20 protein-coding genes and 1 pseudogene are annotated in these 19593 nt (G+C 71.7%); 12 read left to right on the top strand and 9 right to left on the bottom strand.

Translation table 11 applies throughout. The features are described from left to right. Positions 1–546: 546 nt before the first annotated feature. Positions 547–2007 carry a group II intron reverse transcriptase/maturase gene (gene ltrA / locus ACFQS1_RS19235; RefSeq protein WP_378970066.1) on the top strand — a complete coding sequence of 487 codons (1461 nt, stop codon included), beginning with the start codon at positions 547–549 and terminating at the stop codon, positions 2005–2007. Positions 2008–2126: 119 nt separating this feature from the next. On the opposite strand, the pseudogene ACFQS1_RS19230 reads toward ltrA, so the two are convergent. The 5 genes and pseudogenes from ACFQS1_RS19230 to ACFQS1_RS19210 all read right to left on the bottom strand — a co-directional run. Next, positions 2127–2375, bottom strand: a pseudogene (locus ACFQS1_RS19230) (DUF2637 domain-containing protein); the annotation flags it as partial. Between the two features lie 181 nt (positions 2376–2556). Then, the gene (locus tag ACFQS1_RS19225) at positions 2557–3627 is read right to left on the bottom strand and encodes a hypothetical protein (RefSeq protein ID WP_378970064.1); all 1071 of its coding nucleotides are present in this window, start codon (positions 3625–3627) and stop codon (positions 2557–2559) included. A 171-nt stretch (positions 3628–3798) separates the two neighbouring features. Beyond that, positions 3799–5859 carry a 3-hydroxyacyl-CoA dehydrogenase NAD-binding domain-containing protein gene (locus ACFQS1_RS19220; RefSeq protein WP_378970062.1) on the bottom strand — a complete coding sequence of 687 codons (2061 nt, stop codon included), beginning with the start codon at positions 5857–5859 and terminating at the stop codon, positions 3799–3801. Then, entirely contained in the window at positions 5856–7046 is a 1191-nt protein-coding gene (locus ACFQS1_RS19215) for a thiolase family protein (RefSeq protein ID WP_378970060.1), read from the bottom strand. The genes ACFQS1_RS19220 and ACFQS1_RS19215 overlap by 4 nt, the downstream gene beginning before the upstream one ends. A 265-nt stretch (positions 7047–7311) precedes the next feature. Continuing rightward, positions 7312–8631, bottom strand: coding sequence for a ribonuclease D (locus tag ACFQS1_RS19210; RefSeq protein WP_378970058.1), 1320 nt, complete (start codon positions 8629–8631; stop codon positions 7312–7314). A 142-nt stretch (positions 8632–8773) separates the two neighbouring features. Here ACFQS1_RS19210 and ACFQS1_RS19205 point away from each other — a divergent pair, with 142 nt between their 5' ends. After that, a complete protein-coding gene (locus tag ACFQS1_RS19205; protein WP_378970056.1) occupies positions 8774–9844 on the top strand; it encodes a S1C family serine protease in 1071 nt (356 codons plus the stop codon). A gap of 48 nt (positions 9845–9892) precedes the next feature. Here the strand turns inward: ACFQS1_RS19205 and ACFQS1_RS19200 are convergent, their stop codons facing one another. Next, positions 9893–10459, bottom strand: coding sequence for a DUF3000 domain-containing protein (locus ACFQS1_RS19200; RefSeq protein WP_378970054.1), 567 nt, complete (start codon positions 10457–10459; stop codon positions 9893–9895). Between the two features lie 108 nt (positions 10460–10567). Between ACFQS1_RS19200 and hemE the strand changes: the two genes are divergently transcribed. From hemE to hemQ, 3 genes are all read left to right on the top strand, one after another. Then, positions 10568–11623, top strand: coding sequence for a uroporphyrinogen decarboxylase (hemE, locus tag ACFQS1_RS19195; RefSeq protein ID WP_378970385.1), 1056 nt, complete (start codon positions 10568–10570; stop codon positions 11621–11623). Positions 11624–11720: 97 nt separating this feature from the next. Beyond that, positions 11721–13181: a protoporphyrinogen/coproporphyrinogen oxidase gene (locus tag ACFQS1_RS19190; RefSeq protein WP_378970052.1), complete on the top strand. Its 1461-nt coding sequence runs from the start codon at positions 11721–11723 to the stop codon at positions 13179–13181. Between the two features lie 46 nt (positions 13182–13227). Next, positions 13228–13929 carry a hydrogen peroxide-dependent heme synthase gene (gene hemQ / locus ACFQS1_RS19185; protein WP_378970050.1) on the top strand — a complete coding sequence of 234 codons (702 nt, stop codon included), beginning with the start codon at positions 13228–13230 and terminating at the stop codon, positions 13927–13929. Here the strand turns inward: hemQ and ACFQS1_RS19180 are convergent. After that, a complete protein-coding gene (locus tag ACFQS1_RS19180) occupies positions 13901–14362 on the bottom strand; it encodes a GNAT family N-acetyltransferase (protein ID WP_378970048.1) in 462 nt (153 codons plus the stop codon). The genes hemQ and ACFQS1_RS19180 overlap by 29 nt on opposite strands. Before the next feature lie 82 nt (positions 14363–14444). Here ACFQS1_RS19180 and ACFQS1_RS19175 point away from each other — a divergent pair, with 82 nt between their 5' ends. The 4 genes from ACFQS1_RS19175 (at position 14445) to ACFQS1_RS19160 (ending at position 16381) form a co-directional block, all read left to right on the top strand. After that, complete coding sequence (locus ACFQS1_RS19175; RefSeq protein WP_378970046.1) at positions 14445–14720, top strand: isoamylase early set domain-containing protein; 276 nt, start codon at positions 14445–14447, stop codon at positions 14718–14720. Between the two features lie 55 nt (positions 14721–14775). Further along, a complete protein-coding gene (locus tag ACFQS1_RS19170; RefSeq protein WP_378970044.1) occupies positions 14776–15033 on the top strand; it encodes a hypothetical protein in 258 nt (85 codons plus the stop codon). Between the two features lie 74 nt (positions 15034–15107). Further along, positions 15108–15908 carry a thymidylate synthase gene (locus ACFQS1_RS19165; RefSeq protein WP_378970042.1) on the top strand — a complete coding sequence of 267 codons (801 nt, stop codon included), beginning with the start codon at positions 15108–15110 and terminating at the stop codon, positions 15906–15908. Continuing rightward, positions 15905–16381, top strand: coding sequence for a dihydrofolate reductase (locus tag ACFQS1_RS19160; RefSeq protein WP_378970040.1), 477 nt, complete (start codon positions 15905–15907; stop codon positions 16379–16381). Before ACFQS1_RS19165 ends, ACFQS1_RS19160 begins: the two co-directional genes overlap by 4 nt. 54 nt (positions 16382–16435) lie before the next feature. On the opposite strand, the gene msrB is transcribed toward ACFQS1_RS19160, so the two are convergent. Further along, positions 16436–16846 carry a peptide-methionine (R)-S-oxide reductase MsrB gene (msrB, locus tag ACFQS1_RS19155; RefSeq protein WP_378970038.1) on the bottom strand — a complete coding sequence of 137 codons (411 nt, stop codon included), beginning with the start codon at positions 16844–16846 and terminating at the stop codon, positions 16436–16438. A gap of 76 nt (positions 16847–16922) precedes the next feature. Between msrB and ACFQS1_RS19150 the strand changes: the two genes are divergently transcribed. The 3 genes from ACFQS1_RS19150 to ligD all read left to right on the top strand — a co-directional run bounded on the left by ACFQS1_RS19150 (position 16923) and on the right by ligD (position 19130). Then, positions 16923–17387, top strand: coding sequence for a hypothetical protein (locus ACFQS1_RS19150; protein ID WP_378970036.1), 465 nt, complete (start codon positions 16923–16925; stop codon positions 17385–17387). Between the two features lie 96 nt (positions 17388–17483). Beyond that, positions 17484–17999 (top strand): LPXTG cell wall anchor domain-containing protein, encoded by a 516-nt coding sequence (locus ACFQS1_RS19145; RefSeq protein ID WP_378970034.1) that lies wholly within the window; start codon positions 17484–17486, stop codon positions 17997–17999. 108 nt (positions 18000–18107) lie between these two features. Beyond that, positions 18108–19130, top strand: coding sequence for a non-homologous end-joining DNA ligase (gene ligD, locus ACFQS1_RS19140; protein WP_378970032.1), 1023 nt, complete (start codon positions 18108–18110; stop codon positions 19128–19130). A 1-nt stretch (position 19131) separates the two neighbouring features. On the opposite strand, the gene ACFQS1_RS19135 is transcribed toward ligD, so the two are convergent. Next, the gene (locus tag ACFQS1_RS19135; protein ID WP_378970030.1) at positions 19132–19587 is read right to left on the bottom strand and encodes a GNAT family N-acetyltransferase; all 456 of its coding nucleotides are present in this window, start codon (positions 19585–19587) and stop codon (positions 19132–19134) included. Positions 19588–19593 lie beyond the last annotated feature (6 nt).

Here is a 19593-nt window from a genome sequence, read left to right as displayed (position 1 = left end):
AGGACGGTGAAGCTGAGGGCAGCCTGTCCCGGGAGGTGCCGGGAGCGGGTGGGAAGCAGCCCTGACAACGCCGGGACGGGCTGGCACTGCCAGACGGTTCGGGTCCGGCAAGCGAGACGGGAAGGTGTACGTGAGGAACCAGCGTGTAAAGCTTCTCAAGACTAGGCACCAGCTCAAATCTGGCGGATATGGGCTGGGTAGCGGCGTGCGTGTCCCTGGTTGGTCAGGCCGGGGACAACTTCCGGGTGGTCTGGTTTCGGCTGTCCGGGAGGCCATGGTGAAGGACTGCGGCGTAGCCGTGGCGATGCCGCAGGGGCAGAGCTGGGCACCTAACCCGACGATCGATCGTGTGGTGAACGCGGGAACCTGCCCGCAACCGCCCCAGCGCCCGACCGGCCAGGTCGGGGCGGGGCAGGCACATCGTCTGCCGAGGGTTGCGGATAGGGGCGGAGTCGCCGTAGTAGTCGGAGGCCGGGAAAGCCGGCCACAGGGCGAAGGGCGACAGCGAGTACGCAGCCGAGAGGCTGGAATGCCAGGAGGTCGCCGGTGAATATCGGCGCACCGCCGATCGTGTGGCCGGAAACCTACGGTCAGGCGGAACGGCGGGTACTGGAGATCCAGGCGAAGCTGCACCGATGGGCCAGCGAGGATCCTGCTCGCCGGTTCGATGATCTGTTCAACCTCGTCACCGATCCCGCGTTCCTGATGGTCGCGTGGGAACGGGTGCGGTCGAATAAGGGAGCACGCACCGCCGGGGTGGACGGCATGACCGCCCACTACATCCAGGCGGTGCGAGGTCAGGAGCCGTTCCTGGCCGAGATCCGCGCCGACGTGAAAGCCGGAGCGTTCACTCCCGTGCCCGTACGGGAACGGATGATCGCGAAGGCGAACGGCAAGCTGCGTCGTCTGGGCATCCCGACCGTGCGGGACAGGGTGGTCCAGGCTGCCCTGAAGCTTGTCCTGGAGCCGATTTTCGAGGCCGGGTTCCGCCCGTGCTCGTATGGCTTCCGCCCGAACTGTCGGGCGCAGGACGCTGTCGCGGAGATTCAGTTCTTCGGCACCAAGGGCTACGGCTGGGTGTTGGAGGCCGATATCGAGGCGTGTTTCGATCGGATCGATCACCCGGCTCTGATGGACCGGGTGCGTCGCCGCATCGCGGACAAACGGGTTCTGCGTCTGGTGAAGGCGTTTCTCACCGCGGGGGTGCTGCGCGCCCACGTCGGGTTCGAGGAGTCCAGGGCCGGCACGCCGCAAGGCGGCATCTTGTCGCCGTTGCTGGCCAACATCGCGTTGTCGGACCTCGACGACTTCTTCGCCGAGTCCTGGCAGCATGAGATGGGCAGCCACGCGCGACGCCAAACCCGCAGGCGCAACGGTAAGGCGAACTGGCGGCTGGTGCGTTATGCCGACGATTTCGTCGTCATGGTCGCCGGGGAGCGTGAACACGCCGAGGCGTTGCGGGAACAGGTCGCGCAGGTGCTGGCCCGGATCGGACTGGTTCTGTCCGGGCCGAAGACGCAGGTAGTCCACCTTGATGAGGGGTTCGACTTCCTCGGGTGGCGCATCCAGCGCCGCAAGCAACGAGGAACGACCAAGCGGTATGTCTACACCTATCCGGCGAAGAAGGCGCTGGCCTCGATCGTCGACAAGGTGCGCAAGACAACCGCGCGGACAGCACACACCCATCTGTCCGATCTGTTGCGCGAGCTCAACGCGATCCTGCGGGGCTGGTGCAACTACTTCCGGCACGGCGTCTCCAAGGCCACGTTCAGTTACCTGTCGCGCTTCGCGTGGCGGCGGGTTCTCGTCTGGCTGCGGAAACGCCATAAACGCGTGCCCTGGAAGGACCTGATCCGTCGGTATCTGCCCGGCTGGAAACCGACGCACGAGGGGATCGTCTTGTTCGACCCGCAACAGGTGGTGATTGAGCGTTACCGCTACCGCGGGGCGAAGATCCCCACACCGTGGGACCGATGGCATCGAATCGCAGCAATGATCAACGCGTAGCTCACCGGCGTGTGCTCGTGGAGAGCCGGATGCGCGGAGACGTGCACGTCCGGTTCGGGCGGGCGGGTCAGGGAAACGACCGGACCGAAAGGGCGGCACCGCGCCCTGACCCGACCCCACCACGCGGCGATGCCCGCGATCGTGGCGGTGGCCAGCAGGCGGGTCACGGCGAGCCAGCGGCGGTGCACCGGGACCCGGGAGATCAGCTCGACGGTCAGCAGCAGGGCGAGCGGCGGCCAGGCGGCGATGGCCTGGCTGATCGGGTTGTCCAGCGCGTGCAGGACGTTGGCGACGACGGAGGCGGCCACCCCGAGGAACAGGGTGGCGCGAACCGCCCACCGAACGCGACGCAAGTGCCGCAGGACCACCACCGGACCACTCCTCAGTCAGTCGACAGGACCGACCCATCCTGACCGGTGCGGGTTACCGGAACGCTCCCGGCGCGGAACCGTGTCCGGTCCGTGCCGGGAGCGTTGCGATCATGTGATCGTGTCGGGCGGCGTGTCGGCTTGACCCCCTCGGGCCACGGCCCGATCGGGCGGAAGCGGCTCAGCTCTTCTTCTCGACCTGGGCGCGGAGCTTGGGGAACTCGGCCTTGGCCTTGCTCACCGACTTGTCGTACCAGATCAGCATGCCGACGCTGCCGTCGTCGGCCCAGCTGCAGATCGCCATGTCGGAGCCGCCGGCCTCGGTGGAGCCGCACTTGGCGGCGCCGCCCAGCGTGCCGGTCGAGGCCGAGGAGATGCTGTTGACCTTGAGGCCGCCGATGCCCAGGCTGGAGATCATCTGGTCCAGGGTCTCGCCCGGGTCGTCGACCGGGGCCTGGGCCGCGGCGACGATCACGATGTCGGACTTGGCCGGGGTGCCGTAGAGCGCGCCGATCGAGCCGGTGGCGCCGGGGAACTGGCCCAGCGCCGACTCGAGCGAGTTGGCCATGCCGGCGAACTGCTCGTCGTCGAGCTTCGGACGGCCGCCCAGCGTCTTCGGCGCCGCGATGGTGGTCTTGGTCGCCTTCTGGGTGGGCTCGGTCGTCTCGTCCGTCGTGGTGGTCGTCGGGTCGCCCGCGGGGGCCGTGGTGGCGGTGGTGCCGCCGGCCTTGTCGCTGTCGTTGTTGTTCTTCGCGATCAGCGCGATCGCCGTGCCGCCGCCGACGCAGAGGACCAGCACGATGCCGACGATGGTCAGGATGATCGGCAGCGTCTTCGACTTCTTCGGCGGGGTCGGCGGCGGGAAGCCCGGCTGGCCGAAGCCCTGCTGCGCGTAGTCGGCCTGCCCGTACGGCTGCTGCCCGTACTCGGGCTGGCCGTATTGCGGCTGGCCGTACTCGGGCTGGCCGTACTGGGGCTGCCCATACTGGGGCTGACCGTACTCGGGCTGGCCGGACTGGGGCTGGCCGTACTGGGGCTGGCCGTAGGCGGGCTGACCGGAAGACGGCGGCTGGCCGTACTGCGGCTGCTGCCCGTAGTCGGGCTGGCCACCCGCCGGATACGCCTGCGTGGGCGGCACATCCGGGTTGGGTTGAGCGGGGTACTGCTGGCCCTGATACGGCTGGCCCCCGTAGGGCTGGCCGGAGGAAGGCTGACCGTTGTAAGGCGGGCCGGAATACGGCGGCTGCGACATCAGGGCTCCATCGATCGGCTATACCCTCAGGAGCCTATCTGTCGTCGCCAAACGGGTTCGCCGCCTCTCCGGCCGACGTGGCCCACCGGATCGGACAAACCCCCCGGGAGTGCGACAACGCCCCGCGCCGGGCGGGCGCGGGGCGTCGTGGATCCGACTACATCGGGAAGATCACCGCGGCAGGCTCGCCACGCCCTCCGGCAGGAACCGCTTGCCGGTCACCTTCTCGGCGATCCCGCTCCGGTCCAGGTACGGCGTCACGCCGCCCAGGTGCATCGGCCAGCCCGCGCCCAGCACCATGCACAGGTCGATGTCCTGCGCCTCGGCGACCACGCCCTCGTCCAGCATGATCCGGATCTCCTCGGCCAGCGCGGCCAGCGCGCGGTCGCGTACCTCATCGGCCGTCAACGGCTCGGAACCGCCCGACGCGAGCTTGACCACCTCGGGGTTGATCTCGTCGTCGTCCATCAGCGGCAGCCCGGCGTCGACGATCTTCTTGAGCGTCGGCGAGTCGGTGAAACGCGCCGGGAACGCCCGGTGCAGCGTCTCGCCCACGTGGTAGGCGACCGCCGGCCCGACCAGCTGCAGCAGCGCGATCGGGCGCATCGGCAGGCCCAGCGGGTCGAACGCGGTGTCGACCACGTCCAGCGGGGTGCCGGCGTCGACGGCCTTGAAGACCTCGCTGGTGAAGCGGGTGAGCACCCGGTTGACCACGAACGCCGGGGCGTCCTTGACCAGCACCGACGACTTCTTGAGCTCCGTGCCGACCGCGAACGCCGTGGCCAGCGTGGCGTCGTCGGTCCGCTCGCCCTTGACGATCTCGAGGAGCGGCAGCACGGCGACCGGGTTGAAGAAGTGGAAACCCACCACCCGCTCCGGGTGCTCGAGGCCGGCGGCCATCTCGGTCACCGACAGCGAGCTGGTGTTGGTCGCGAGGATCGCCTCGGGCGAGACGATCTTCTCCAGCTCGGCCCAGATCTGCTTCTTGAGGTCGAGGTTCTCGAAGACGGCCTCGATCACGAAGTCGGCGTCGGCGAAGACGGACTTGTCGACCGAGCCGGACACCAGGCCGCGCAGCTTGGCCGCGGTGCCCTCGTCCATCCGGCCCTTGGCGACCGTCTTGTCGATCTGGCCGCGTACGTAGTCGACGCCCTTGTCGACCCGGGCCTGGTCGAGGTCGGTCAGCACGACCGGCACCTGCAGGCGGCGGGCGAACAGCAGCGCGAGCTGGGAGGCCATCAGGCCGGCGCCGACGATGCCGACCTTGGTGACCTTGCGGGCCAGCGACTTGTCGGGCACGCCGACCGGCCGCTTGGCCCGGCGCTGCACCAGGTCGAACGCGTACAGCGAGGCGCGCGCCTCGTCGCCCATGATCAGGTCGGCGAGCGCCTGGGTCTCGGCCGCCGTGCCGTCCTCGAAGGAGGCGTCCTTGGCCAGCGCCAGCAACTCGAGCGCCTTGTTGGCCGAGGGGACCGCGCCGTGCAGCTTCTCGTCGAGCTGCTGCTTGGCGAAGAACAGCACGCCGTCCCACATGTCCTTGTCGACTTCGGGCCGCTCGACCGTGACGGTGCCCTGGACGACGCCGGCCGCCCACTCCAGCGACCGTTCGAGGAAGTCGGCCGGCTCGAAGAGCACGTCGGCCACGCCCAGCTCGGCGGCCTGCTTCGGGCGCAGCACCTTCTGGGTGAGCGGGTTCTGCAGGATGACCTGGGCCGCGCCCGGCGCGCCGATCAGGTTGGGCAGCAGCTGGCTGCCGCCCCAGCCGGGGACCAGGCCGATCGCGACCTCGGGCAGCCCGAGAGCCGCCGCGCCGCCGGACACCGTGCGGTAGTGGCAGTGCAGCGCCACTTCGAGACCGCCGCCGAGCGCCGCGCCGTTGATGAAGGCAAAAGTCGGAATCGTCGAGTTCTTCAGGCGAGCGAAGACGCGGTGACCGAGTTCGCCCAGCTCGACCGCCTGCTCCCGCGACGTGATGTACGGAATGCCCGTGATGTCCGCCCCGACGCAGAAGATGTACGGCTTGCCGGTCACGGCGATGAACGCCGGGTCGGCCTCGGTGGCGGCCGTGATGGCGGCGTCCAGGGAGGCGAGACCGCCGGGGCCGAAGCTGTTCGGCTTCTTGTAGTCGAGGCCGTTGTCCAGGGTGATCAGCGCGGCTTGCTTGGCGAGACCCGGCACCCGGACAAACCGGACGAGGGCCTTGGTCACGACCTCATTCGGGTGCTGGATCACTTCGCCTCCCAGTTCGGGTTCTCCCAGATCACGGTGCCGCCCATGCCGATGCCGATGCACATGGCGGTGAGGCCGTAGCGGACCTCGGGGTGCTCGGCGAAGTGCCGGGCCAGCTGGGTCATCAGCCGCACGCCGGAGGAGGCGAGCGGGTGACCGATGGCGATCGCGCCGCCCCACGGGTTGACCCGCGGGTCGTCGTCGGCGATGCCGTAGTGGTCGAGGAACGCGAGCACCTGCACGGCGAACGCCTCGTTGAGCTCGAACAGCCCGATGTCGTCGATGGTGAGGCCGGCCTTGTGCAGCGCCTTCTCGGTCGACGGGATGGGCCCGTACCCCATGATCTCCGGCTCGACGCCGACGAAGCCGTAGGAAACCAGGCGCATGGCGATCGGCAGCCCGAGCTCGCGGGCCGAGGCCTCGTCGGCGAGCAGGGCTGCGGTCGCGCCGTCGTTGAGACCGGCGGCGTTGCCGGCGGTCACCCGGCCGTGCGGGCGGAACGGCGTCTTCAGCGTCGCCAGCTTCTCGAGCGAGGTCTCGCGCGGCGCCTCGTCGACGGTCGCCAGGCCCCAGCCCTCCTCGGCGCTGCGCACCGCCACCGGCACCAGGTCCGGCTGGAGCTTGCCGTCGGCGTACGCCTTGGCGGTCTTGATCTGGGAATTGAGGCCGTAGCGGTCGGCCCGCTCCTTGGTGATCTGCGGCAGGCGATCGTGCAGGTTTTCCGCCGTCGAGCCCATCACCAGCGCCGACGGGTCGACGAGCTTCTCGGCCAGGATGCGCGGGTTGGGGTCGACGCCCTCGCCCATCGGGTGCCGGCCCATGTGCTCGACGCCGCCCGCGATCGCGAAGTCGTAGGCGCCCATCGCGATGCCGCCGGCCACGTTGGTCACCGCGGTCATCGCGCCGGCGCACATCCGGTCGATCGCGTAGCCCGGCACCGTCTTGGGCAGGCCGGAGAGCAGCGCGGCCGTGCGCCCGATGGTGAGACCCTGGTCGCCGATCTGGGTGGTGGCCGCGACCGCGACCTCGTCCACCCGCTCCGGCGGAAGCTGAGGATTGCGCCGCATCAGCTCGCGAATGCAGCGGATGACCAGATCATCGGCGCGGGTCTCGGCATACATGCCGCCCGCCTTGCCGAACGGTGTGCGGACGCCGTCGACAAAGACGACCTCACGTACTTCACGGGCCACAAGACCTCCTCCAGCGCAGTTCCCTGGAATGCTACTCGTCAGTAACTAATGGGTGCCACCGACCCGGCGAAATGTCACATGCTTGTTTCACTTCAAGATCAAGAACGGGATGTCGTGCCTGGGTGGTGGGTACGGACCGTCGCTCCCGCCGAGGCCGGGCCTGGGGCCCAGCAGTGCTGGCCCGAGGCCCTTCATTCTGCGTGAGTGGTAGCGCAAAACCCACAAAACCCCGCGGACCGTCGCGGCTAGCGACGGTCCGCCGGGATCAGGCTGTGGGCGCGGGGTCGGGCAGGACCTCGGCCAACTGGACTGCCAGCAGGGTTACCTGCCAATTGCGGGCGCCGAAGCCGCGCAGCGTGTCGGAGACGGTCTGGGCGCTCACCTCGTCGGGCGGTGACCACGCCAGGCGGCGGATGAAGTCCGGACTTATCAGGTTTTCCGGGGGCAGACGGTTGGCCTCGGCGGTGGCGACCACCACGCCGCGGCAGCGAGCCAGGCGGGCGGCGGCGATCGGGTCGCGCTCGGCCCAGCGGTGCGGCGGGGGCGGGCCGTCCATCGGCTGGTTGACCGGCAGCTCGTCGTCGGGCAGCGCCCGCGCCTCGTCCAGCGCGTCCAGCCAGACCCGGGCCAGGCGGCGGACCGAGCGGCCGCCGAAACCGGGGATGCCGAGCAGGGTGCGCTCGTCCTTGGGGTCCGACTCGGCGGCGGCGATGATCGCGGAGTCGGGCAGCACCCGGCCGGGGGCCGAGTCGCGGCGGGCCGCCACGCCGTCGCGGGCGTACCAGAGCGCGCGCACCCGGGATTGGGCGCGCGCGCCGCGTACGCGATGAATGCCGGACGTGCGCCGCCAGGGATCGGGCCGGACCCGCGGCGGCCGGTCGGCCGACGCCACCAGGGCGGCGAACTCCTCCGCGGCCCAGGCGGACTTGCCCTGCCGGTCCAGCTCGGCGGCCAGGTGGTCGCGCAGGTCGGTGAGCAGCTCGACGTCGAGGGCCGCGTAGGTCAGCCAGGAGTCGGGAAGGGGCCGGGTGGACCAGTCGGCGGCGGAGTGGTGCTTCTCCAGCGAGAAGCCGAGAAGCTGCTCGGTCAGCGCGGCCAGCCCGACCCGCTCGAAGCCGGCCAGGCGGGCGGCCAGCTCGGTGTCGAACAGGCGGCGCGGCTTCATGCCCAGCTCGGCCAGGCACGCGAGGTCCTGGCTGGCCGCGTGCAGCACCCACTCGCTCTCGGCCAGGGCGGCGTCCAGCGTGCGCAGATCGTCGAGCGGCAGCGGGTCGATCAGCACCGTGCCGGCGCCGGCACGGCGCAGTTGTACCAGGTACGCCCGCTGGGTGTAGCGGTAGCCGGAGGCGCGCTCGGCGTCCACGGCGACGGGGCCGGTGCCGGTGGCCATCTTGGCCACGATCTCGGCCAGCTCGGTCGCGGACTCGACCGGGCGGGGGGTGCCCTCTCGGGGGGCGGTCAGCGGGACGGCGGCGGGCAGGGGGTCGGGACCGCCAGACGTCGGGTCGGGCGGCTCGGGGAGCGGTCGTCCGTCCCCTGCCGGCGCTGGCTCGTCCCGACGGCGCAGGGGTGCTTCGTCGGTCACTCCGTAACCGTACGGGTGCGCCACCCCCGCATGATGCAGCCGGGTCCCGGCGCGTCGGTTCTCGATCCGAAACCGACTCATCCGAAACGGCTTCCCGTCCGTATAACCACTCGCAGCGCCGAGACCCGGGAGGCCGTGCCGGATGACCACCACGTACGACCCGTTCATCCCCGCCGACGGCGCTGACCAGGGCCGATACGACGGGCGACGGCGCGCCGAGGACCAATCCTTCCCGTCGCGATCCGCGGAGTACGCGCAGCCGGCGCCCCGGTGGCAGCCGGAACCGCGATGGGAGCCGGCCGATCAGCCGTGGGAACCGGTCGATCAGCGATGGGGATCGGTCGATCCGCGGGGGGAGCCGGTCGATCAACGATGGGCGCCGGAGCCGCCGCGGCATCCGCGGTCCTGGCAGAGCAGCGGGCTGACCGGGACGTTCCCGGTGGCCGAGCCGGAACCGGAGCGCGCCCGGGCCGGCCGTGGCCGGGTGAAGCCCCTGCTGACCGGCCTGGTGGCGGTGCTGGTCGCGGTGGCGGGCTGGCAGGCGTACCGGATCGAGAGCATGAACAGCGACAACGCCACGCTGCACTCGACCCTCGCGGCCGAGAAGAACCGGACCGACCGGCTGGAGAAGCAGCTGGCCGGGGTCTTCGACCCGGAGGCGGTGTCGTCGAAGGTGCTGCCGAGCGTCTTCCGGGTACGCGCCGGCTCGTTCACCGGCACCGCGTGGTCGGTCGGCAGCAAGGCCGCCGACGGCCAGGCGAACCTGTTCACGAATTACCACGTGGTCGCCGACGTGTGGACCGACGGCGGCAAGTCGGTGACCCTCGAGCGCGGCAGCACGAAGATCAAGGCCACCATCGTGAAGGTCAGCAAGGGCAAGGACCTGGCGCTGCTGCGCGCCGACCAGGAGATCACCGGCCTGGCCACCGCGCCCGGCCAGGTCAAGCCGGGTCAGCAGGTGGTCGTGGTGGGCGCCCCGCTCGGCCTGGACGACACGGTCACCACCGGCGTGATCAGCGCCTACCGCCCGGACGACCCGGACGGGCCGACCATCCAGTTCGACGCGCCGATCAACCCGGGCAACTCGGGCGGCCCGGTGGTCAACGCGAACAACCAGGTGGTGGGGCTGGCGACCGCGAAGGCCAAGGACGCCGAGGGCATCGGGCTGGCGATCCCGGTGAAGACCGCCTGCGCCACGTTCGCCGTCTGCTGAACCCGTTGCTTTTGCTGTTTCCGGGCGCTTCCCGCTCTCGCCGGCGCTTCAGCCGACGCGGTGCCGGTCGGTCAGCGCCGTCACCCCGGGCGGCGGCAAGCCGGCGGTCGAGGCGAGCATCGCGCACCAGCCCAGCAGGTGCGCGGCCGTGTCGGTGGAGGTCGGCGTCCAGGACGCGCGGACCTCGAGGTCGGCCGTGGGCGCCGGCCCGGCCAGCTCGCCGAAGCGGGTCGACGCGGTCTGGGTGATGGTGCCGCCGATCGCCGTGTACGTCGCGGCGTGCTGCTCGAGCGCGTCGGTCAGCCAGGTCCACGCCACCGCGGGCAGCAGCGGGTCGCCGGCCATGTCCGGCTCCAGCTCGGCCGTGACCAGCGTGACCAGCCGCAGGTCGCCGCGCCAGGCCTCGTGGCCGGCCGGGTCGTGCAGCAGGATCAGCCGCCCGCTGGCCACCTCGTCACCGGCCCGCAGCACGGTGGCGCTCAGGGCGAACGAGAACGGCGCCAGGCGCTGCGGCGCCGCGATCTCCTCGAGCAGGATCTCGGGTCTCGGCGCGGCCGCCCGCAGCCCGCCCACCGCGCGAGAGAACGCGTCCGGGGCAGCGGAGGGGGTCGCCATGCCGAGAGCCTATGCCGCGCTCCGGTGTCCGTCGTCGATCGCCGCGCCGAACTTGGCGGCTTCGCTTCGCCGGCGGGCGATCGCTTTGCAACCGGTGCGACGGCGAATTTGCCGCCGTGCGACGATCGGGCGGTGACTCTCGACGATTCGCCCTTCGTGCGGGCGTGCCGCGGCCAGGACGTGCCGCACACCCCGGTCTGGTTCATGCGGCAGGCCGGGCGCTCGCTGCCCGAGTACCGCAAGGTCCGGGAGGGCATCGCCATGCTGGAGTCCTGCCGGCGACCGGATCTGGTCACCGAGATCACCCTGCAGCCGGTCCGCCGGCACAACGTGGACGCGGCGGTTCTGTACAGCGACATCGTGGTGCCGATCGCGGCGGCCGGCGTCGACCTGGACATCGTGCCCGGCACCGGGCCGGTGGTCGCGGCGCCGATCCGCACCTCGGCCGACCTGCAGCGGCTGCGCCCGATCACGGCGGACGACGTCGCCTTCGTCGCCGAGTCGGTGCGGCTGCTGGTCGGCGAGCTCGGCAAGACTCCCCTCATCGGGTTCGCCGGTGCGCCGTTCACGCTGGCCAGCTACCTGATCGAGGGCGGTCCGTCGAGGACATACACCCGGACCAAGGCCATGATGTACGGCGATCCCGGGCTCTGGCACGCCCTGCTGACCCGCCTCTCCGGCATCACGCTGGCGTTCCTGCGCACCCAGATCGAGGCCGGGGTCAGCGCGGTCCAGCTGTTCGACTCGTGGGCCGGCGCGCTCTCCGAGGCCGACTACCGCGAGTTCGTGATGCCGCACTCGCGGGAGGTGCTGGCCGGGCTGGCGAACGAGGGGATGCCGCGCATTCACTTCGGGGTCGGCACGGCGGTGCTGCTGCGCGCGATGGGCGAGGCCGGCGCCGACGTGGTGGGTGTCGACTGGCGTACGCCGCTGGACGCCGCCACCAAGGTGATCGGGCCGGACCGCGCGGTGCAGGGCAACCTCGACCCCGCGGTGCTGTTCGCGCCGTGGGAGGTGGTCGAGCGGGAGGCCCGCCGGGTGCTCGACCAGGGCCGCGCGGCGCCGGGCCACGTCTTCAACCTCGGCCACGGCGTGCTGCCGGACACCGACCCCGAGGTGCTGACCCGCCTCGTCGAGCTGGTGCACACGGCCTCGTCCCGCTGACCCGGCTCGTCCGCCCCGTCTCATCCGCCCCGTCTCGTCCGCGGACTGACGGCTCACATCCACCGACCCCGGTGGTGACCCGGGGTCGCGGCCTGCAATGGTGGATGACGTGCGGAAGCGGGTTGCGGTCATCGGCGGCGGCATCGCCGGCCTGGCCGCCGCGGTGCGGCTGAGAGATCTCATGCCGGCGGCGACCGACATCATCGTGTACGAGCAGGGCGGCGTCCTCGGCGGCAAGCTGCGCACCGGCGAGCTGGGCGGCCTGCCGGTCGAGCGCGGGGCCGAGTCGTTCCTGACCTCATCGCCGGACGGCGGCGAGTCGGCGGCGGTCGCGCTCGCGAAACGCCTCGGCCTCGGTCCGTCCCTGGTGCACCCGGCCAAGGTCCCGGCCGCGCTGTCGATCGGTGGCCGCCTCACCCCGATCCCGGCCGGCACGCTGATGGGCATCCCCGCCGATCCGTCGGCGCTGGGCGAGGTCGCGCACGCGTCCGGCCACGACATCGACGAGGGTCGCCCGCTGCTGGCCGAGGGCGCCGACGTCGCCGTGGGCACGCTGGTCCGCGCGCGATACGGCGCCGAGATCGTGGACCGCCTGGTCGACCCGTTGCTCGGCGGCGTCTACGCGGGCCGGGCCGACGGCCTGTCGCTCGAGGTGACCGCCCCGCAGCTGGCCGGCGCGGCCCGGGTGGAGCACACCCTGGGCGCGGCCGTCCGGGCCGCCCAGCGCGCGCGGGCGACGAACGCGGGCCGGCCGGTCTTCACCGCGGTCGAGGGCGGCATGACCCGGCTGGTCGCCGCCGCGGCCGCGGCGAGCGGGGCGCGCATCAGCCTGGGTCTCCCGGTGCGCGACATCTCCCGTACGGCGCACGGCTGGCGCCTGTTGCTCGGCCCGGTCGCGACGCCGCCCGGCCCGGGATTCTCCGCGTCGGCCACGGCCGGCCGCCCGGTGCCCGCCGCGCAGACCGACGATGTCGACGCGGTGGTGCTGGCCGTGCCAGCCCGGCCCGCCGCCCGGCTGCTCCGCGGCCTCTCGGCCGAGATCGCCGAGGCGGTGGCCGTGCTCGACTACGCGAGCGTGGCCCTGGTCGGCCTGGCGCTGCCGCCGGGGACGCCGCTGCCCGAGTTGTCCGGCTTCCTGGTGCCGCCGAGCGAGGGCACGCTGGTCAAGGCGGCGACGTTCGTCACCCGCAAATGGCCGCACCTCGCTTCCCGGCGGCCCGGCTCGGGGCCGGTGATCGTGCGGGCCTCGCTGGGCCGGGCCGGCGAGCCGGAACGGCTGCAGTTCGGCGACGACGTGCTGCTCGAGCGGGCGCGGCGCGAGCTGGGCGAGCTGATCGGCGGGGAGTTGCCGCCGCCGGCCGCGTCCTGGATCCAGCGCTGGGGTGGCGGGCTGCCGCAGTACGCGCCGGGCCACCGGGAGCGGGTGGCGTTCGCGCGCCGCGAGCTGCCGCCGGGGCTGGCGCTGGCCGGGGCCGCCTTCGACGGCGTGGGCATCCCGGCGTGCGTCGCGAGCGGCGAGCGCGCGGCCGAGGACGTGAGCAAGGCGCTGGCCGGATGACCCGCTTGAGCCGCGCCGACGATGTGAGCAGGACCTTGGAGGGTTGATGAGCGAGCAGACGAACGCGGCCAGGATCAACGAGCTGAACGCGACCATCCGGTACACGATGTGGTCGGTGTTCCGGGCCGGGACGCCGCTGCCACCGCTGCGCGAGGAGCTGGCCGGCGAGGTCGACGGCCTGTTCGAGCAGTTGGCCGGCAAGGACGTCACGATCCGCGGCACGTACGACGTGTCCGGGCTACGCGCCGACGCCGACGTGATGATCTGGTGGCACTCCGGGTCGTCGGACGCGTTGCAGGACGCGTACGGCCTGTTCCGGCGCACCGCGCTCGGCCGGCACCTGACGCCGGTCTGGTCGCAGATGGCGCTGCACCGGCCGGCCGAGTTCAACAAGAGCCACCTGCCGGCGTTCCTGGCCGGCGAGGAGCCGCGGTCGTACCTGTGCGTCTACCCGTTCGTCCGCTCCTACGAGTGGTACCTGCTGCCCGACGAGGAGCGGCGCTTCATGCTGGCCGAGCACGGCAAGCTGGCCCGCGGGTACCCGGACGTGCGGGCCAACACGGTGGCGTCGTTCGCGCTCGGCGACTACGAGTGGATGCTCGCCTTCGAGGCCGACGAGCTGCACCGGATCGTCGACCTGATGCGTGAGCTGCGGGCGGCCACCGCCCGGCGGCACGTGCGCGAGGAGATCCCGTTCTACACCGGCCGGCGGCGGTCGGTCAGCGAGCTGGTTGCGGCGCTGCCCTGAGCATCGGCACGTGCGGGATGCCGTCCTCGACGTACTCCGGGCCGGTCTGCCGGAAGCCGAATCGGCCGTAGAAATTCTTGAGGTGGGCCTGGGCGTCCAGCACGCTTGGGCGATCCCCGACGACCTTCAGCGCCTCGGTCACCAGGGCGCCGGCCAGCCCGCTGCCGCGGGCGTCCGGCGCGGTGACGACGCGGCCGATGCGTGGCACCCCACCGTCGTCCAAAATGCGGAGGTACGCCCGGATCGCGCCGGCCCGTTCGATCCAGAGATGCCGGGTCCCCGGCTCGGTGTCCCGCCCGTCCGGGTCGAGGTAGACGCAGGCCTGCTCGACGACGAAGACCTCGCTGCGCAACTTGAGGATCGCGTACAGGGTGCCGGCGTCGAGGTCGGCGAAGGATGCGAGACGCAGGTCGGACCGGGCTTCCGCGGACATGTCGCCGATCGTATTGCGGCGCGGCGTCACCCGTACCGGGGCCGCCCGTTGTACGGATGGAAGCCCGAGTGTGGAGGTCTTCATGATCAAGAAGAGCCGGCTGTTCGGCAACAAGACCCGGGTGACCTTCTGCCTGCCCGCCGACGTCCCGCCGGGACAGGTCAGCGTGGTCGGCACGTTCAACGGCTGGCAGCCCGGAGCCCACGAGCTGAAGCTGCGCCGCGACGGCACGCGGACGGTCAGCGTGCCGCTGCCGCCCGGCCACCACGCGTTCCGGTACCTGGCCACCGACGGAGTGTGGCTGGACGACGAGCAGGCGGACGCGGTGGGGCCGCACGGGAGCGAACTGCGCCTGTAAGCCGTTCTCGCGCACTTATCCGTGAAAAGCGCTCATTTACCGTTAATCTGGCGGCATGACCATGTACGAGACCTCGGACCTGCACAAACGTGTCGCGCGGTACGAGGCGGCGGTGGACGAGCTGCGGGCGGCGCATCAGGACATCCGGACCGTTCTGGTCGACCAGGTGCTCTACGAGCGGTGGCAGCAGATCGGCGCCGAGCTCGGGTTCACCGGGGCGCCGCCGGCGTCGGCCGCGCCGGCCGGGCAGGCGCAGGATCTCGGCGCGATGAACCAGCAGATTCCGCAGATGTCGGAGGCCTGGGCCGGTTAGGACCCTCCGCCCGGCGTCATCTTCGCTGCCACCGGGGTGACGCCGGCGGAGCCATGGCGGCTAGGTTTGCTGCCATGGCTGTCGACACCCAGTACGAGGACCTGCTGCGACGGGTTCTCGCCTCCGGAACCCCGAAGACCGACCGGACCGGCACCGGGACGGTGAGCCTGTTCGGCGAGCGGCTGCGCTACGACCTGTCGCGGACGTTCCCGCTGATCACGACGAAGCGGGTGCACTTCAAGTCGATCGCGGTGGAGCTGCTGTGGTTTCTGCGCGGCGACAGCAACGTCGGCTGGCTGCGCGACCAGGGCATCACCATCTGGGATGAATGGGCCGACCCGGCCGGCGAGCTCGGGCCGGTGTACGGGGTGCAGTGGCGGTCCTGGCCCACCCCCGACGGTGGCCATGTCGATCAGATCGCCGGGGTGCTCGAGACGCTGCGGACCGATCCGGACTCGCGGCGGATGATCGTGTCGGCGTGGAACGTCGCGGACCTGCCGTCGATGGCCCTGGCGCCGTGCCACGCGATGTTCCAGTTCTACGTGGCCGACGGCAAGCTGTCCTGCCAGCTCTACCAGCGGTCGGCCGACCTCTTCCTGGGGGTGCCGTTCAACATCGCCTCCTACGCCCTGCTGACCCGCATGGTGGCGCAGCAGGTCGGGCTGGCGCCGGGCGACTTCATCTGGGTGGGCGGCGACTGCCACATCTACAACAACCACGTCGAGCAGGTGACCGAGCAGCTGACCCGCCCGGCGTACGAGTTTCCGAAGTTGGAGATCGCGCCGGCGTCGTCGCTCTTCGACTACTCGTACGACGACTTCACGCTGGTCGACTACCAGCATCACCCGGCTCTGCGGGCGCCGGTGGCGGTGTGACCGTGCACATGATCTGGGCCGAGGCCCGGGATGGGGTGATCGGCGCCGACGGCGGCATTCCCTGGCAGTTGCCGGGGGAACAGGCCCTGTTCAAGGAGCGGACCATGGGCGCGACCGTGGTCATGGGCCGGGCCACCTGGGATTCGCTGCCGGCCGCCGTGCGCCCGCTGCCCGGCCGGCGCAATGTGGTGCTGACCCGGGATCGGTCGTGGTCGGCGCCGGGCGCCGAGGTGGCGCTGTCGGTGGCCGACGTGCCGGCCGACGGGCCCGTCTGGGTCATCGGCGGGGCGGCGGTCTACCAGGCCTTTCTGCCGCGCGCCGAGCACATCGTGCGGACCCGGATCGACCTGGACGTCGAGGGGGACACCCGGGCGCCGGCGCTGGACTCCTCGTGGGTGATCACCGGGTCGTCCGGGTGGCGCACGGCGCCGAACGGGCTGAAATACGTGGTGGAGGATCTGGCGCGGGCTTGATGCCGGTCGGCGCCGTCCCGCGGAGCGGCGCCGACTGACCCGATCTCTCGGGAGTTACGCCGCCTTCGGGTCCAGGCGGATCGAGAGGCTGTTCACGCAGTGGCGGGTGTTCTTGGCGGTGAAGTGCTCGCCGCGGAACACGTGGCCCAGGTGCGAGTCGCACCGGGCGCAGCGGATCTCGACCCGGACCATGCCGTGGCTGCGGTCCTCGATCTCCTTGACCGCCCCGGGGATGGCGTCGTCGAACGACGGCCAGCCGCAGTGCGAGTCGAACTTGTAGTCACTGGGGTAGAGCGCGGCGCCGCAGGCGCGACACTCGTACATCCCCTCGGTCTTGGTGTCGACGTACTCGCCGGACCAGGGCGCCTCGGTCGCGGCCTGGCGCAGGACCCGGAACTCGTCCGGGCTCAGGCGCACCCGCCACTCGTCCTCGGTGGTGGGCAGGGTGGTGTCGTTTGTTGCCATGCTTCAAAGGTACGTCGATCATGGCCGACGCACGCCCGGTGCGCCCGTTGCCATCGCCACACCCGTTGGGCCGGGCATGGAAGATGCATCGCCCGCGACTTTCCACCCCACCTGCCGGCAGGCCCTCGGCCGCGGCCTCTACCTCGGCGCGGTCGTGGCCCTGGTGGCGGTCGCCGCCGCCGCGGTCGTGGCGCCGCCGGGATGGGTGTGGGCGGTGCTGGCGTCCGGGCCGCCGGCGACCGGGGCGCTGCTCGGCCTGGTGCTCGGGCGGTGCACCGGCACGGAGGTCAGCGCGGGCGGCATCCGCACGCGGTCGGTCTTCGCCGGCGATGTGGCGCCGTGGCACCGGGTGGTGGATCTGCGGGCCGAGCGGCGGGGCGGCCGGACAGTGGTGTCGGTCTATCTCGACTCCGGGGCGAGTGTCCAGCTCCAGGCGCCGTACGACGGCGGCCTGTTCGCCGCCGACCCCCGCTTCGAGCTAAAGATGTTCGCTTTGTCCCATATATGGCGTAGTAACCGTTTCGGTGGTCTTCCGGGATGATGACCCGCCGAGGAGCGTTAGCGGGTAAACCGGGGCATTTGCCGCTAAGCTCCCGATCGGACCTGGAAATACCGCAACAGAACGGGATAACTCCTCATGAGTGCAACTCGCCGGATTCTGGCCGCCGGACTGCCCGCGGCCGCCGCCCTCGTCTTCGCCGCCTCGCCGGCGCTGGCGGTGGGTGACCACGCCGCCCGCCCGGCCGCCACCGCCTCGGCGTGCCCCGCGGGCGGACGCGACAACTGTGACTACGGCGCCACCGGCGCCGGCGCGTACGGCAACGCCGGCGCCGAGACCCCGGGCGCGGAGACTCCCGCCACCGCCGCCACGCCGGCCGCCGGCCACACCCGCGGCCAGGCCGGCTACAACACGCCGACGACGGTGCCGACCACCCCGACCGCGCACGTCGACACCGTGCCGCCGACCCCCGGCCCGAGCACGACGGTCCAGGCCGCCACGCCGACCCCCACCCAGAGCACGGGCGGCGGGGTCAGCGCGGGGCACGCCCTGCCGGTGACCGGCGCCCCGACGGGCGCGATCATCTCGCTGGGCGCGCTGATGGTGGCCGCCGGCGCCGCCTCGGTCTGGTACACCCGGCGGCGTCGCGCCTGATCTCCGGTCTCCGCACAGGCCGTCCGGCACCGCGCCGGGCGGCCTGTTCCGTGCCCGCCCTGCGGCGGCCTGTTCTGTGCGCGACCTTGGCGGCATAGGGTCGGGTGCATGCCGAAAGCCGCAGCGGAAGAGCACGAGATCGCCGGCCACACCGTCCGGCTGAGCAGCCCCGACAAGGTCGTCTTTCCCGGCCGGGGCTTCACCAAGCGCGACGTCTTCGAGTACTACCTGGCCGTCGGCGACGGCATCCTGCGTGCCCTGCGCGACCGGCCCACCACGCTGCAGCGCTTCCCCGACGGCATCGAGGGCGAGGCGTTCTACCAGAAGCGCATCCCCACCCGAGGCGTCCCGCCCTGGATCCAGACCGCGAAGATCACCTTCCCGAGCGGCCGGGGCGCCGACGAGCTGTGCCCGGCCGACCTCGCGCACGTCGCCTGGGCCGCGCAGATGGGCACGATCGTCTTCCACCCGTGGCCGGTGCGGGCCGCCGCCCCGGACCACCCCGACGAGCTGCGCATCGACCTCGACCCGCACGAGGGGACGGGCTTCGCCGAGGTGGTCGCCACCGCCGGGGTGATCCGCGACGTGCTGGCCGACCTGGGCTGGGTGGGCTATCCCAAGACCTCGGGCGGCCGCGGCGTGCACGTCTACATCCGGATCGCGCCGCAATGGTCGTTCGTGCAGGTGCGGCGGGCGGCGATCGCGCTGGCCCGGGAGGTCGAGCGGCGCGCCCCCGACCGGATCACCACCGCCTGGTGGAAGGAGGAGCGCGGCGAGAAGGTCTTCCTCGACTTCAACCAGATGGCCCGCGACCGCACCATCGCCTGCGCGTACTCGCTGCGGGCCAACGGCCGGGCCACCGCGTCGGCCCCGGTCACCTGGGACGAGCTCCCCGACGTCGAGCCGGACGATTTCGACCTGCGCACCGTCCCGGCCCGATTCGCCAAGATCGGCGACCCGCACGCGGCGATCGACGACGTGGCCCACGACATCACGCCGCTGCTGGAGTGGTCGGAGCGGGACGAGCGCAACGGGCTCGGCGACATGCCGTACCCACCCGATCACCCCAAAATGCCGGGGGAGCCGCCCCGCGTTCAGCCCAGCAAGATGAACAAGGCCAACTGGACGTAGGTCAGAGCGGTAGTTTCATGCCCTCGTGGCTCGCGGTGAAGCCGAGCGACTCGTAGAAGCGGTGCGCGTCGGTGCGGCGCTTGTCGGTGGTCAACTGGGCAATCCGGCAGCCCCGGTCGCGGGCCAGGCCCAGCGCGTACGCCATGAGCTTGCGGCCGATGCCGCCGCCGCGACGGTCGGAGCCCACCCGGACCGCCTCGATGGTCATCCGCCAGGCGCCGCCGCGGCTCAGGCCGGGGATGAAGGTGAGCTGGCAGGTCGCGACGACCTCGCCGTCCTCCTCGGCCACGATCAGCTCGTTGTGGGGGTCGGCGTCGATCGCCTCGAACGCCGCCCAGGTCGCGGCGTCGACCTCCTCGGGGACCACGCCGAAGCCGCGGGCCCGGCTGATGTCGTCGTCGGCGAGCAGCTGCAGGACGGCCGGCACGTCCGAGCGCGCGGCCGCGCGGAATCTCAACCCCTC

This window comes from Paractinoplanes rhizophilus (assembly GCF_042664765.1).
In the GTDB taxonomy this organism is placed as follows: domain Bacteria; phylum Actinomycetota; class Actinomycetes; order Mycobacteriales; family Micromonosporaceae; genus Actinoplanes; species Actinoplanes rhizophilus.
The sequence above is the reverse complement of the archived record's forward strand: the minus strand, read 5'-3'. Positions and strand labels throughout refer to the sequence as shown.

Coding starts and splice junctions, on each gene's coding strand:
- msrB (WP_378970038.1), bottom strand. CDS start 16,846: ATGGCAACAAACGACACCACCCTGCCCACCACCGAGGACGAGTGGCGG.
- ACFQS1_RS19170 (WP_378970044.1), top strand. CDS start 14,776: ATGACCATGTACGAGACCTCGGACCTGCACAAACGTGTCGCGCGGTAC.
- ACFQS1_RS19175 (WP_378970046.1), top strand. CDS start 14,445: ATGATCAAGAAGAGCCGGCTGTTCGGCAACAAGACCCGGGTGACCTTC.
- ACFQS1_RS19225 (WP_378970064.1), bottom strand. CDS start 3,627: ATGTCGCAGCCGCCGTATTCCGGCCCGCCTTACAACGGTCAGCCTTCC.
- ACFQS1_RS19200 (WP_378970054.1), bottom strand. CDS start 10,459: ATGGCGACCCCCTCCGCTGCCCCGGACGCGTTCTCTCGCGCGGTGGGC.
- ACFQS1_RS19205 (WP_378970056.1), top strand. CDS start 8,774: ATGACCACCACGTACGACCCGTTCATCCCCGCCGACGGCGCTGACCAG.
- ACFQS1_RS19180 (WP_378970048.1), bottom strand. CDS start 14,362: ATGTCCGCGGAAGCCCGGTCCGACCTGCGTCTCGCATCCTTCGCCGAC.
- ACFQS1_RS19165 (WP_378970042.1), top strand. CDS start 15,108: ATGGCTGTCGACACCCAGTACGAGGACCTGCTGCGACGGGTTCTCGCC.
- ACFQS1_RS19190 (WP_378970052.1), top strand. CDS start 11,721: ATGGTGGATGACGTGCGGAAGCGGGTTGCGGTCATCGGCGGCGGCATC.
- ligD (WP_378970032.1), top strand. CDS start 18,108: ATGCCGAAAGCCGCAGCGGAAGAGCACGAGATCGCCGGCCACACCGTC.
- ACFQS1_RS19150 (WP_378970036.1), top strand. CDS start 16,923: ATGGAAGATGCATCGCCCGCGACTTTCCACCCCACCTGCCGGCAGGCC.
- ACFQS1_RS19145 (WP_378970034.1), top strand. CDS start 17,484: ATGAGTGCAACTCGCCGGATTCTGGCCGCCGGACTGCCCGCGGCCGCC.
- hemQ (WP_378970050.1), top strand. CDS start 13,228: ATGAGCGAGCAGACGAACGCGGCCAGGATCAACGAGCTGAACGCGACC.